We start from the raw sequence: 13,902 nt of genomic DNA on the forward strand, positions 1-13,902 counted from the left end.
TGAGGAAACTGACGTGCGATTCCCCAACCAACGTTTAGCACAGCTGTTTGACATGTTGCAAAACGAAGCGCTTCCACAGGACGAGCTGGCGCAGCGGTTGTCGGTTTCCACACGCACCGTACGGGCGGATATCACCGCGCTAAACGCGCTGCTCACCCAGTACGGCGCACAGTTTGTCCTCAGCCGGGGTAACGGTTATCAGCTCAAAATTGACGACCCGGCAAGTTATAACACCCTGCAAACGCAGCAGCCCAACGCGTTGCTACGCATCCCTCGAACCAGCCAGGAACGGATACACTGGCTGGTGGTGCGTTTTCTGACGTCGGCTTTCTCGCTAAAGCTGGAAGATTTGGCTGATGAATGGTTTATCAGCCGCGCGACGCTGCAAAACGATATGGCTGAGGTGCGCGAGCATCTGCAACGTTATCATCTGACGCTGGAAACGCGTCCCCGTCACGGCATGAAACTGTTCGGCAGCGAAATGGCGATTCGCGCCTGTTTGACCGATCTGCTGTGGACGCTGGCACAGCAGGATCCGCAGCACCCATTAGTGATGCAGGAGGCGCTTAATGCCGGGATCCCCGAGCAGCTACAGCCCGTTTTACAGGATATTTTCGCTCGTTTTCATATTCGTCTGACCGATGAGGGCGAGCTGTTTTTACGCTTGTACTGCGCGGTGGCGGTACGGCGGATTAGCGAAGGGTATCCACTCCCGGATTTTGCCGCAGAAGAGGCCGATCAATCGGTGTGCCTGGCCACGCGGGAAATCGCGGCGGTATTGCACCGCCTGGCAGACAAACCGCTTTCCGTTTCCGAAGAAAACTGGCTACAGGTGCATATTGCTGCCCGCCAGGTACAAGAGATCGCGCCCAGTGCTATCAATGCGGATGATGACGAAGCGTTGGTCAATTACATCCTGCGTTTTATCAACACCCAGTACAACTACAACCTGTTGAATGACAAACAGTTACATGCTGACCTGCTGACGCATATTAAGACGATGATCACCCGCGTGCGTTACCAGATAATGATCCCCAATCCGCTGCTGGAAAATATTAAACAGCACTATCCCATGGCGTGGGACATGACGCTGGCCGCCGTCTCGGGATGGGGAAAATATACGCCGTACACCATCAGTGAAAATGAGATCGGCTTCCTCGTGCTGCATATTGGCGTCGGGCTGGAGCGTAGTTACAACATCGGTTACCAGAGACAGCCGAAGGTTCTGCTGGTATGCGATGCCGGAAATGCGATGGCGCGGATGATTGAAGCGGTGCTGGCGCGTAAGTATCCGCAGATAGAGATCGTCGATACCGTGACGCTGCGTGACTACGAACAGCGGGAAAGCATTAGCGAAGATTTTGTTATCTCTACCGCGCGGATCGGTGAAAAAGATAAGCCCGTAGCGATGATTGCGCCGTTTCCGACCGATTATCAACTCGAGCAAATTGGCAAACTGGTGCTGGTGGATAGAACCCGCCCGTGGATGTTGAACAAATTCTTCGATGCCGCCCATTTTCGTGTAATTGACGAGCCAATGGATCAACAAACGTTGTTCAAAACCTTATGCCGTCAGTTGCAGGATGAAGGTTTTGTCGACGCAGAGTTCCTTGATTCAGTGGTTGAGCGTGAGGCCATCGTCAGCACCATGCTGGGTGACAGCATTGCCTTGCCGCACGCCCTCGGTCTGCTGGCCAAGAAAACGGTGGTTTACACTATCCTCGCCCCGCAGGGCATTGCCTGGGGCGATGAAACCGCGCACGTGATCTTCTTGCTCGCCATCAGTAAAAGCGAGTACGAAGAAGCGATGGCGATCTACGATATTTTCGTCACCTTCCTGCGTGAACGCGCTATGACGCGGCTCTGCGCATGCCGGAATTTCACCGAGTTCAAAACGGTCGCCATGGAGTGTGTCAGTCGTTTTTGAGAGGCAGAAAACAGAATATTAACCGCCTGGAGATCAACGCAAATGATGCACAACCTGGTTGCTGCTGCCGCGCCAGATTAGCGCCGGGTCTTTAAGATCCTGCACGTATTTGCCATCGACCAGTACGTTGATGAGATCGACCACCTGCATTTGCGCGGCGTTGAGTTCATCGAGCTTGTAGCCGGTCCACACCCAGATATCTTTGCCGGGGCACTCAGCGCGAACGCGCTGCACTAGTTGCAGGATTTCCGGCACGTTTTGCGGATGTAGCGGATCGCCACCGGAGAGCGAGATCCCCTGACGCTTGATTCGCGTATCGTTCAGATCGGCAATGATCTTGTCTTCCATCTCTTTGGTAAATGGCTCGCCGGAATTGAGCCGCCAGGTGCTTTTGTTATAGCAACCGGGACATTCATGCACGCACCCGGACACAAACAGCGTGCAGCGGGTGCCGGGGCCGTTAACGATGTCGACGGGATAGTATTGGTGAAAGTTCATTTTCGCTTCTCATCCGCTTATCAATTCGCGCCATAGCTGCGTTAGCTGCATTCGTGCGCCCGAGTCACTTACTTATGTAAGCTCCCCGGGACCCACTCATTTGCTGCCTTGCTATGACGTGAATTGCGTTGCGGAAAAAATGGCCCGAAAAGCATCGCATTGCCGGGCAATAATACTGTCGAAATTAACCTATCTGCCCATTACCCAAATGCTTAACGCGGCGCTTCACTTCTTCCTGCTTACCGGCGTTAAACGGACGGGCGTCCGGGCTGCCTAAATAACCGCAGACGCGGCGGGTGACCGACACGCGCGCGGCGTCGTGGTTACCACATTTCGGGCAGGTAAAGCCTTTGCTGGTGCACTCGAACTCACCGGTAAAGCCGCACTCGTAGCATTCATCAATTGGCGTGTTGGTCCCGTAATACGGCACGTGCTGATAGCTGTAATCCCAGACGTCTTCCAGTGCTTTCAGGTTGTGTTGAATATTCGGGTATTCGCCGTAGCAAATGAAGCCTCCACTCGCCAGCGGCGGGTATGGCGCTTCGAAATCGATCTTGTCGTACGGGTTAACCTTTTTCTCCACGTCGAGGTGGAAGCTGTTGGTGTAGTAACCTTTATCGGTCACGCCTGGCACCACACCAAACTCGGCGGTATCCAGACGGCAGAAACGATCGCACAGGTTTTCGCTTGGCGTGCTGTACAGGCTGAAGCCGTAGCCGGTCTCGTCTTTCCACTGATCGACTGCCTGACGCAGGCGTTCGACAATGGCGATAGCTTTGGCGCGAAGCTGCTCGCTGTCGTACAGATGTTTGTCACCAAACAGCGCGTTAATGGTTTCGTGAATGCCGATGTAACCCAGCGAGATAGACGCGCGGCCATTTTTAAATATTTCTGACACGTCATCGTCCGCTTTCAGACGCACGCCGCAGGCACCTTCCATATACAGGATTGGCGCCACGCGGGCTTTCACGCCTTCCAGACGCGCAATGCGGGTCATCAGCGCTTTACGTGCCAGCACCAGTCGATCGTCGAGCAGTTTCCAGAAGGTGGCTTCATCGCCGTGGGCTTCCAGCGCGATACGCGGCAGGTTGAGGCTGATAACGCCGAGGTTGTTACGCCCGTCGTGAATCTGTTCGCCGTTCTCGTTTTCCCACACGCCGAGGAAGCTGCGACAGCCCATCGGCGTTTTGAACGAACCGGTCACTTTCACTACCTGATCGTAGTTCAGGATGTCCGGATACATACGCTTGCTCGCGCACTCCAACGCCAGCTGTTTGATGTCGTAGTTCGGATCGCCAAACTTGTGGTTCAGGCCGTCGCGAATGGCGAACACCAGTTTCGGGAACACGGCAGTTTTACGATTTTTACCGAGACCCGCAATGCGGTTACGCAGAATGGACTGCTGGATCAAACGCGATTCCCAACTGGTTCCCAGGCCAAAACCGAAGGTGACGAACGGCGTCTGACCGTTAGCGGTATGCAGGGTATTCACTTCATACTCGAGGGACTGGAATGCGTCGTAGCACTCTTTCTCGGTACGGGAATGCGCATAGCCGTCGGCATCCGGGATCTGCCACTCTTCAGCGGTTTTGCGATGCTTGTTAAAGCTCTCGGTCACGAATGGTGCGAGAACTTCGTCAATACGGTTAATGGTGGTACCGCCATAAATATGGCTGGCAACCTGCGCGATAATTTGCGCGGTGACGGCCGTCGCGGTGGAGATGGATTTTGGCGGCTCAATCTCCGCGTTACCCATCTTAAAGCCCTGCGTCAGCATGCCTTTCAGGTCGATCAGCATGCAGTTAAACATTGGGAAGAACGGAGAGTAGTCGAGATCGTGATAGTGAATATCACCACGCTCGTGCGCCTGGACGACATCACGCGGCAGCAGGTGCTGACGCGCATAGTGTTTGGCGACGATACCGGCCAGCAGGTCACGCTGGGTCGGGATCACTTTGCTGTCTTTGTTGGCGTTTTCGTTCAGCAGAGCAGAGTTGGTTTGCTCAACCAGACCACGAATTTCCTGGTTCAGACGGCCACGCTTTTCACGCTGGATATCACGGTCGTGGCGATATTCGATGTACGCACGGGCGAGTTGTTTGTACGGACCAGACATCAGCTGGTTTTCTACCGCTGTCTGGATCTCGTTGATATCGACCTGGCTGCGCTCATTCATCTGGCTACTAACGACTTCTGCGACGGTGGCACAGTAATCTGCGTCATCGACTCCCGCTGCTTTAGCTGCACGCAGAATGGCTTCTTTGATGCGCTCTGATTTAAACGGCACTTTACAGCCATCTCGTTTCATCACATGCGGTGTCATGATCACTCCATATTTATAAGAACAGGTTATCCACAGAGGTTGGGGAAGCGGCCATGGCTTTATTCATCTCTATTGCCAATGACTTCCCGCAATCCTGACCCACTTTATCCACAATTTCACCGTAAAGCGGTGCACTGTAGTTGTAGCAATTGTAGTCGATTAATACAACATATTGGGTCGGCGTGCATTTTAAGTTCTATATGTAGTGATTTGCATCAAGGATGTTTACGATTTATTTGATGTAGCGCAAAGTAAAAATCGGAGCGTACAGATGACGGGCAGTACAGCGATTGTAAATTGTGGGCAGAAAATTCTGATTAATTATTCAACAAAAACAGGAGGCTAAGCTAAGCGCATGTAGCAACGCCCGGTAGCGCTATGCGTATCGGGCTTGAGCATAATTGCAAGCTATTTTTGTACCCACCAGACGGCTTCGAAAGGACGCAGTGTCATGTCCCCAGGTTGGCTGGCGACCTCGGCATAGTTGTGCATCAGCACCTGCCAGTTTCCATCGGCTTGGGCTGGTTGCCAGTTCTGGAAGGTATCGCTCAGATTAGCAATGACCAGCAGCCGCTGCCCTTGCCACTCGCGTTGGTAACACCACAGATGTGGGCTGTCCGGTAACAGATCCTGATAGTCGCCCCAGGTAATAACTGGCTCCGCTTTGCGCAATGCGATCAGTTTCTGATAGGTGTAGAACACCGAGTCGGTATCGTTCAGTGCTGCAACCACGTTGATCTCCGCCGCGTTGTCGCACAGATTGATCCATGGCTCGCCCTCGGTAAAGCCCGCGTGTTGGCTGGCATCCCACTGCATCGGCGTGCGGCTGTTATCGCGGGATTTACTGGCGAGGATCGCCAGCAGTTCGTCGGCATCCCGCCCCTGACCGTTCAGTTCGGCAAACATGTTATGGCTTTCCACATCGCGATAATCGGTAATCTGGCTGAAGTGCGGGTTGGTCATGCCGATCTCTTCACCCTGGTAGATATAGGGCGTGCCCTGCATGCCATGCAGCACCATCGCCAGCATTTTGGCCGACGGAATGCGGTATTTACCTTCATCGCCAAAACGCGACACGATGCGCGGCTGATCGTGGTTACACCAGAACAGCGCGTTCCAGGCCTGATTGTGCATGCCTTGCTGCCAGTGACGGAACAGGGTTTTCAGCGCGACATAATCGGGTTTGGCTAACGTCCACTTCTCACCGTTGGGGTAATCCACTTTCAGGTGGTGAAAGTTAAAGGTCATCGACAGTTCGCTGCCATCGAGCGCGGCGTACTGCTGGCAATTTTCCAGTGTGGTGGAAGACATCTCGCCCACCGTCATCAGGCCGCGTGGCGTGAAGACGTCGCGGTTCATCTCGCGTAAAAACGCATGCGCGCGCGGGCCATCGGTATAAAAACGCCGCCCATCGCCGTCGGGATCGTGCGGGAAGTCCTGATCTTTAGAGATAAGATTCACCACGTCGAGGCGTAATCCGTCCACGCCGCGATCGGCCCAGAACTCACAGACTTTTTTTAGCTCGGCGCGCACCGCCGGATTTTCCCAGTTCAGATCGGCCTGCTCCGGAGCAAAGAGGTGCAGATAGTACTGCTCGCTTTCGGCGTGCCAGCCCCAGGCGTTACCGCCAAATTTGGAACGCCAGTTATTCGGCGGGCTGTCTGGCGTACCGTCGCGCCAGAGATAAAACTGACGATACGGGCTGTCTTTATCCAGCGCTTCACGAAACCAGGCGTGCTGGGTTGAGGTGTGGTTAAACACCATATCGAGAATAATACGGATGCCGCGCGCTTTCGCCTGCGCTACCAGTTCGTCAAAATCTTCCAGCGTACCGTAGGCCGGATCGACAGACAGGTAATCTGCGACGTCGTAACCGTTATCAACCTGCGGCGAAATATAGAATGGCGTCAGCCAGATGGCATCGACTCCCAGTTTTTGCAGATAGTCGAGGCGCTGCGTCACGCCGCGTAAATCGCCGGTGCCGCTGCCGGTAGTGTCCTGAAAACTCTTGGGGTAAACCTGATAGATAACGCCGTTTTGCCACCAGTGGGGAATATTCATGGTTGTTTCCTGGAAATACGCTGGGGCGCAACTGCGCCCCGAAGAAAAGTTAGATAATTTGTAATGTGCCCAGACGGTATTTACGCTGGTAAACAAATGAGGTCAGTATCATTGGGATAACAATCGCAATGACCATCGCCATGCCAAATACCTGCCAATAAGTCGGCTGGATGGAGAGGATGCCCGGCAAACCGCCGACGCCAATCCCGTTTGCCAGCACACCGTTCAGGCCGCACAGCAGTCCGGCGAGACCGGAGCCGATCATCGCGCACAGCATCGGGAAGCGGTATTTCAGGTTGATCCCGTACATTGCTGGTTCAGTTACTCCAAGATAAGCAGAGATCGCGGCAGGAACGGAGATTTCACGTTCGTTGTGCTTGCGACTGGAGATAATGATCCCGACCACCGCAGAAGCCTGAGCGATATTCGACAGTGCGATCAGTGGCCATACCGGCGTGCCGCCCATGCTCTGAATCATCTGCATGTCGATAGCCAGTGTGGTCTGATGCACACCGGTGATCACCAGCGGGGCGTACAGGAAGCCGAACAGGGCCGCGCCAATCGGAGCAAAACTGCCGGTCAGCAGATGACGGACCGCAAACGCGACACCGTCGCCGATCATGCGGCCAAACGGACCGATAAAGGCATGCGCAAGGAATACCGCAAGGATCAGCGAGCACACCGGGACGATCACCAGATACAGATAATCCGGCACGATGCGCTTCATGCGTGTTTCAATAAACCCGAGCGCCAGACCAGCCAGCAATGCCGGAATGACCTGCGCCTGGTAGCCCACTTTCTCAATGCTGAACGGGCCGAAGTTCCACACTTCCGGTACCTGCTGACCGAGCAAATAAGCGTTCATTAACTGCGGTGAAACCAGGGTTACGCCCAGCACAATACCGAGGATCGGCGTACCGCCCATTTTCTTCACCGCCGACCAGCAGATCCCGACCGGCAAATAGAAGAAGATCGCCTCGCCAATCAGCCACAGGAAGTCGTAAAGGGTTTTCAGCGAAGGATGCATCTGCGCCAGCGTCTGGCCATTGCTCATCGGCAGATCGCCGATCACGTTACGGAAACCTAAGATCAAGCCGCCGCTAATCAGCGCGGGCAGCAGCGGGAAGAAGATCTCCGCAAAATGAGAAATCAGCTGTTCATGCCATTTCATATTCTGCCGCGCCGCTTTTTTCGCCTGCTCTTTGTCGGCGCTGGCTTGTCCGGTAGTCGCCAGCAGTGCTTTGTAGTAATCACCTACCTCGGTGCCAATCACCACCTGAAATTGCCCGGCGTTGGTGAAGCAGCCTTTGACCATCGGCAACTGTTCGATCTCTTTCGGCCTGGCGTTCGCAGGTTGATTCAGCACAAAACGCAGGCGAGTAATGCAGTGACTTACCGTGGCGATATTGTCGCGCCCGCCTACCAGCTCAATCAGCCGGTCGATGTCTGCTTGTTTTATTTTGCTCATGATGACGTGTGTTCCCCGTAGGCCGGATAAGACGCGTTAGGTCGCCATCCGGCAACTCTCGCGTTGTTGGCGCCAGAGTATATCGTCGATGAATATTTAAAAATGGGAACGTTCCCGAAACGCAGCGAAGATCACAAATTAACGCTCAGAAAGCGGTCAGGAGAGGGTGGAAGGAATAACGATTTGTCGTGGTTCGCTGCGGCCGTTGATCTGCTCGATCAGCTGAGAGGCCGCTTGTCGCCCGGCTTCGGCGTATCCTGGGTCGACGGTGATAATTTCCGGATGGAGGAATTTCATCAGCGGCGTGCTGCCCACGCTCGCCAACTGCAGGTTCTCAATTCGCTGCTCCTGCAGGTATTTGCTGACCCCAAGGGCGAGGGTGTCCGTCGCGCAGACTAATGCGGTGGTTTCCGGGGTGATGACACTGGCGGCCTGCTCATAGCCCTGCTTCATGGCCAGACCCGGCAGCGAGGCAACCGGATGCAGTTTGTGTTTCTTACAGAATGCCAGATAAGCTTCATGGCGGCGCTTACCGGTGGTCACGTCGCTATGAGGAACGCCAAGAAAGCTAATATGGCGATGCTCGCGTTCATATAAACGCTGCATCAGGGTGCGAATGGCACCCTCATCGTCATAGCAGACCGAGGCAATGCCTTTGGCATCTCTTGCCAGCAGCACCAGCGAATCCTGCCAGGTGGTGAGCATGGATTCAGTAATGCCGGTAAAACCGAACAGCACCACACCGTCAATGTTGCGGCGTCGGAGCATGCCGAGATGTTCTTCAACCAGTTCGGGTGAGAACTGGCTTTCCATCATGATCGGATCGTAACCCTGTTCATAAAAGGCGGGCAGCATGGTCTGCACGGCGAGATTTTCCGAAAGCGAGTCCAGACGCGTGACGATAATCGCCACTACCTTGTCGCTTTGCCCACGCATGGCGCGTGCGGAGCGAGAAGGGGAAAAACCGTGCTGATTCATCACCGCTTCAACGCGCTCGCGGGTGCGTTCACTCACGCCGCTTTCATTGTTGAGCACACGGGAAACGGTTGATTTTCCCACACCGCTTAAGCGGGCGATGTCTTTAATGGTCAGCCGATTTTGCATCCTGTTTTCCCATGTTGCGTGTGAAGTTATGCCAAATAGAGAATAACTTTACTCAAGCGCAGTGCAATGGGCAAAGTCTGGTATACATTTGGTTTAGTTTCCGTGCTGTATCATACCGCCATAATTGCCACAAACCTTATGGTTTTCTGCGTATAATCCGCAGCGCAAATCTTTCACTTACCGGAGGCTATATGGATCCCGATCCCACCCCTCTCCCGAGACGGAGAAACAACCCTTTCCGGTAAGCCTGTCTTTCACTGTCTTACCGGATGCGTAAGACAGTGACGTTCTGACGTCCCTGTTACGATTTTGAGATTGCCATCAGGCAAGGCTTTGCCACGCCTGAAGGATTTACTGCGCCTGTTTATACTGGTGCAGGGGGACTGCCTATGTTCAAAAATATTACTCGCCAGCTATTTGCCCGGCTAAACCGCCATCTACCGCATCGTCTGGTGCATCGCGATCCGCTACCCAATGCGCAAACCGTTGCCAGCACGCCGATCCCACCCTCGCTGAGCGAACATTGCCTGAAAATGGCGCTGATGGACGAAGCCGCGCTGTGGAAAACGTTCGGCGCGCACCCAGAAGGGTTGAACGCCGCAGAAGTCGAGAACGCTCGCGAAATCCATGGCGAAAACCAGTTGCCGGCGCAGAAGCCGTCGCCCTGGTGGGTGCATCTGTGGGTCTGCTACCGCAACCCGTTTAATATTCTGCTGACTATCCTTGGTGCGATTTCCTATGCCACCGAGGATCTGTTCGCTGCTGGCGTCATCGCGCTGATGGTCGCCATCTCGACGCTGCTGAATTTTGTGCAGGAGGCGCGTTCCACCAAAGCGGCGGATGCGTTGAAAGCGATGGTCAGCAACACCGCCACGGTGCTGCGCGTTATCAACGAGAAAGGCGAGAACGGTTGGATTGAACTGCCAATCGATCAGTTGGTTCCTGGCGATATTATCAAACTGGCGGCAGGGGATATGATCCCGGCCGATCTGCGCGTGGTACAGGCTCGTGACCTGTTTGTGGCTCAGGCTTCGCTGACCGGTGAATCGCTGCCGGTAGAGAAAGTTGCAACCAGCCGCGACCCGCAGCAAAGCAACCCGCTGGAATGCGATACCCTGTGCTTTATGGGCACCAATGTGGTGAGCGGCACGGCGCAGGCCATCGTGATTGCGACCGGGGCCAATACCTGGTTCGGGCAACTGGCGGGCCGCGTCAGCGAGCAGGAAAGCGAGCAGAATGCCTTCCAGAAAGGGATCAGCCGCGTCAGCATGCTGCTGATCCGCTTTATGCTGGTGATGGCACCCATCGTGCTTATCATCAATGGCTACACCAAAGGTGACTGGTGGGAAGCGGCGCTGTTTGCCCTGTCTGTGGCGGTGGGACTGACTCCAGAAATGCTGCCGATGATCGTCACCTCGACGCTGGCGCGTGGGGCGGTGAAGCTGTCAAAACAAAAGGTTATCGTTAAACACCTCGACGCTATCCAGAACTTTGGCGCGATGGATATTCTGTGCACCGATAAAACCGGCACTCTGACACAAGATAAAATAGTGCTGGAGAATCATACTGATATATCTGGAAAGCCCAGCGAACACGTCCTGCATTCTGCGTGGCTGAACAGCCACTACCAGACCGGGCTGAAGAATCTGTTGGATACGGCAGTGCTGGAAGGCGTGGACGAAGAATCCGCCCGTCGGCTCTCTACCCGCTGGCAAAAAATCGATGAGATCCCGTTTGATTTCGAACGTCGCCGCATGTCGGTGGTGGTGGCAGAAGAAACCGATGTGCACCAGTTGGTCTGTAAAGGCGCGCTGCAGGAGATCCTCAGCGTGTGTACCCAGGTGCGTCACAACGGCGAGATAGTCCCGTTAGATGACAACATGCTGCGTCGGGTGAAACGCGTCACGGACACGCTGAACCGCCAGGGGCTGCGCGTGGTGGCGGTGGCGACGAAATACCTGCCAGCGCGTGAAGGTGATTACCAGCGTATTGACGAATCCGATCTGATCCTCGAAGGCTATATCGCGTTCCTCGATCCGCCGAAAGAGACCACCGCACCGGCGCTTAAGGCGCTGAAAGCCAGCGGTATTACGGTGAAAATTCTGACGGGCGATAGCGAGCTGGTGGCGGCGAAAGTGTGTCATGAAGTGGGGCTGGATGCGGGCGATGTGGTTATCGGTAGTAGCATTGAGGGGTTAAGTGACGACGAGCTGGCAACGCTTGCTCAGCGCACCACGCTGTTTGCCCGCCTGACACCAATGCACAAGGAGCGTATTGTCACACTGCTCAAGCGCGAAGGTCATGTGGTCGGCTTTATGGGGGATGGCATTAACGACGCTCCGGCGCTGCGCGCGGCGGACATTGGTATCTCCGTTGACGGCGCGGTTGATATTGCACGTGAAGCGGCTGATATCATCCTGCTGGAAAAGAGCCTGATGGTGCTGGAAGAAGGGGTAATCGAAGGACGCCGTACCTTCTCTAACATGCTGAAGTACATCAAAATGACGGCCAGTTCTAACTTCGGTAATGTGTTTAGCGTGCTGGTGGCGAGCGCCTTCTTACCGTTCCTGCCGATGTTGCCGTTGCACTTACTGATTCAGAACCTGCTGTACGATGTATCCCAGGTGGCGATTCCGTTTGATAACGTTGATGAAGAGCAGATCAAAAAGCCGCAGCGCTGGAATCCCGCCGAGTTGGGCCGCTTTATGATCTTCTTTGGACCGATCAGCTCGATCTTTGACATTCTGACTTTCTGCCTGATGTGGTTCGTCTTCCATGCCAATACGCCTGAACATCAGACATTGTTCCAGTCTGGCTGGTTCGTGGTGGGCCTGCTGTCGCAAACGCTGATTGTGCATATGATCCGTACCCGTCGCGTGCCGTTCATCCAAAGCCGCGCCGCATGGCCGCTGATGCTGATGACGCTGGTGGTAATGGTGGTGGGCATTGCATTACCGTTCTCGCCGCTGGCCAGCTATCTGCAATTGCAGGCGCTGCCGCTGAGCTACTTCCCGTGGCTGATTGCGATTCTGGCGGGTTACATGACATTAACCCAGCTTGTGAAAGGTTTTTATAGCCGCCGCTACGGCTGGCAGTAATCTTTTTATTTCTCTGCCGGATGGCGTTCACGAAGCCATTCGGCATTTCTGGATCTGCATAAAAACCATCTCCTATGGAGGTGGTCAGCAACAGGTTTTGGTTTTGCCTGTTCAATTCTTCTAAATTTATTCTGAATTATGGAATTGCTAATGCCCTTCAACAGAAGAGGGTACATTGTAAATGTTAACATCAGAGTATGTTAATTATTTACAGGGAATGATTATGTCAAATTATATATTGGGAAAAGAAGATCCTGAATCTATTATAGATGCTGGGAGTGGTGAATGGTGTGGTGCTGGTCACTTTTCTGAACAATTATATCACTATAAATGTTACTTAGAGCAATTGGTCGAGGGTAGCTTTTATTTAAAATATCGTTATCCCGTTGCTCGGGACCATTTATTACATTATCTGCAAAACACTGGTGAAGATGTACATATTAATTTATTCGACCTGATGAGCAAATCAAATCAGTTAAGAGATAATTATGTAAGTGAGTTGAATGAGGCGAAAGTATTTTGTCGAAATTTATCACCAGGGCAGCATTTTTTTACTTCTGAGTCTGTTAGTACAGATGATTTTATTTCCAGCGATCCAGATCTTTTTTATGCTATTGGTGGATATCAATATTGGGGCAAAGGACAGGTATTAATTACTGAAGATAAGTATAAAAATACGATGAGCAATGGTAGTAGATTATGTAGTTATGATTTGACATTTCAGTTTAAGTTTTTTGACAGGTATAACTGGAATGTTACTGTCGCAAATTCTGAGGTTCGTTTAGGTAGTGTTATTCCGGTTAGTGATGATTTCATGGGCAGATTTCATCAGGAATGCCTTGCCAGAGAGTACAATATTTTTGGTACCATTGAATCAGAGGTGAAATGGCATGACTGAGCATCGATGCTCTTTGTTTCTGGGAAGAATTCTCAGTGTTGCTACATTCTGCGCTTTTCTCTATATGATTTATGTTGTTTTGGCTTGTTGGGCTCCCATACGTGAAAGCTATCAACTTCTGGTTGTGCAATGGTGCCGTAATGATGATACCAGTATCCATTATGCGGAAAATATCTCGTGGCATGGCTTATATGTTTACCTGGAAAAATCGGCTGGAAACATTATATTAAGAGAAGTAAATACTCCAATTGATAACTCCTTTCAGCCTTACAGGTATATTTACAACATAATCGGTCATGAGCATGAGCTGCGTTTGGCCAGTGAGAAGTGGGGAGCGATTGAGTGTCAGGCAGGAAATAAAGCTATTATTGGTTCATCCGGTTATCTCTTTTCATGGGGGCCGAACTGATGAAGTTTGCTTTACAACGATGCAGAATAAAAATTATCATGTTAATTGGTATTTTGTTGATTTGCATTTTTTTAATCGATTCAGTCGGTCGTTATAATAAGCTTGTTAGCTTCAAA

Annotated in this window: 10 protein-coding genes; 5 read left to right on the plus strand and 5 right to left on the minus strand. The window is 52.8% G+C overall.

What is annotated here, in order from left to right:
- The first annotated feature begins 13 nt into the window (after positions 1-13).
- Positions 14-1,927: a BglG family transcription antiterminator gene (locus OGV85_RS04415; protein WP_003839574.1), complete on the plus strand. Its 1,914-nt coding sequence runs from the start codon at positions 14-16 to the stop codon at positions 1,925-1,927.
- Positions 1,928-1,960: 33 nt separating this feature from the next.
- Here OGV85_RS04415 and nrdG read toward each other — a convergent pair whose 3' ends face one another.
- The 5 genes from nrdG to treR all read right to left on the minus strand — a co-directional run bounded on the left by nrdG (position 1,961) and on the right by treR (position 9,381).
- Positions 1,961-2,425, minus strand: a complete 465-nt coding sequence (gene nrdG / locus OGV85_RS04420) for an anaerobic ribonucleoside-triphosphate reductase-activating protein (RefSeq protein ID WP_003839580.1) — start codon at positions 2,423-2,425, stop codon at positions 1,961-1,963.
- A 184-nt stretch (positions 2,426-2,609) separates the two neighbouring features.
- Positions 2,610-4,748, minus strand: coding sequence for an anaerobic ribonucleoside-triphosphate reductase (gene nrdD, locus OGV85_RS04425; RefSeq protein WP_003844922.1), 2,139 nt, complete (start codon positions 4,746-4,748; stop codon positions 2,610-2,612).
- Positions 4,749-5,156: 408 nt separating this feature from the next.
- Positions 5,157-6,809, minus strand: coding sequence for an alpha,alpha-phosphotrehalase (gene treC, locus OGV85_RS04430; protein ID WP_061547573.1), 1,653 nt, complete (start codon positions 6,807-6,809; stop codon positions 5,157-5,159).
- 49 nt (positions 6,810-6,858) lie between these two features.
- Complete coding sequence (treB, locus tag OGV85_RS04435) at positions 6,859-8,277, minus strand: PTS trehalose transporter subunit IIBC (RefSeq protein ID WP_061547572.1); 1,419 nt, start codon at positions 8,275-8,277, stop codon at positions 6,859-6,861.
- Positions 8,278-8,433: 156 nt separating this feature from the next.
- A complete protein-coding gene (gene treR, locus OGV85_RS04440) occupies positions 8,434-9,381 on the minus strand; it encodes a trehalose operon repressor TreR (RefSeq protein WP_286553115.1) in 948 nt (315 codons plus the stop codon).
- 191 nt (positions 9,382-9,572) lie between these two features.
- Between treR and mgtL the strand changes: the two genes are divergently transcribed.
- The 4 genes from mgtL to OGV85_RS04455 all read left to right on the plus strand — a co-directional run bounded on the left by mgtL (position 9,573) and on the right by OGV85_RS04455 (position 13,786).
- Entirely contained in the window at positions 9,573-9,626 is a 54-nt protein-coding gene (mgtL, locus tag OGV85_RS24385; RefSeq protein WP_191229402.1) for a mgtA regulatory leader peptide MgtL, read from the plus strand.
- A 144-nt stretch (positions 9,627-9,770) separates the two neighbouring features.
- Positions 9,771-12,479, plus strand: a complete 2,709-nt coding sequence (gene mgtA, locus OGV85_RS04445; RefSeq protein ID WP_003025791.1) for a magnesium-translocating P-type ATPase — start codon at positions 9,771-9,773, stop codon at positions 12,477-12,479.
- A 223-nt stretch (positions 12,480-12,702) separates the two neighbouring features.
- Complete coding sequence (locus tag OGV85_RS04450) at positions 12,703-13,377, plus strand: hypothetical protein (RefSeq protein WP_231877176.1); 675 nt, start codon at positions 12,703-12,705, stop codon at positions 13,375-13,377.
- Positions 13,370-13,786, plus strand: a complete 417-nt coding sequence (locus OGV85_RS04455; protein ID WP_048219841.1) for a hypothetical protein — start codon at positions 13,370-13,372, stop codon at positions 13,784-13,786. The genes OGV85_RS04450 and OGV85_RS04455 overlap by 8 nt, the downstream gene beginning before the upstream one ends.
- Positions 13,787-13,902: the final 116 nt, after the last annotated feature.

The organism is Citrobacter sp. Cf132 (genome assembly GCF_030333885.1).
Lineage (GTDB): Bacteria > Pseudomonadota > Gammaproteobacteria > Enterobacterales > Enterobacteriaceae > Citrobacter > Citrobacter freundii.

Bases quoted from the DNA above. Each gene is read 5' to 3' on its own strand.
- treB (WP_061547572.1), bottom strand. From the start codon at position 8,277: ATGAGCAAAATAAAACAAGCAGACATCGACCGGCTGATTGAGCTGGTA.
- nrdG (WP_003839580.1), bottom strand. From the start codon at position 2,425: ATGAACTTTCACCAATACTATCCCGTCGACATCGTTAACGGCCCCGGC.
- OGV85_RS04455 (WP_048219841.1), top strand. From the start codon at position 13,370: ATGACTGAGCATCGATGCTCTTTGTTTCTGGGAAGAATTCTCAGTGTT.
- nrdD (WP_003844922.1), bottom strand. From the start codon at position 4,748: ATGACACCGCATGTGATGAAACGAGATGGCTGTAAAGTGCCGTTTAAA.
- OGV85_RS04450 (WP_231877176.1), top strand. From the start codon at position 12,703: ATGTCAAATTATATATTGGGAAAAGAAGATCCTGAATCTATTATAGAT.
- treC (WP_061547573.1), bottom strand. From the start codon at position 6,809: ATGAATATTCCCCACTGGTGGCAAAACGGCGTTATCTATCAGGTTTAC.
- treR (WP_286553115.1), bottom strand. From the start codon at position 9,381: ATGCAAAATCGGCTGACCATTAAAGACATCGCCCGCTTAAGCGGTGTG.
- mgtA (WP_003025791.1), top strand. From the start codon at position 9,771: ATGTTCAAAAATATTACTCGCCAGCTATTTGCCCGGCTAAACCGCCAT.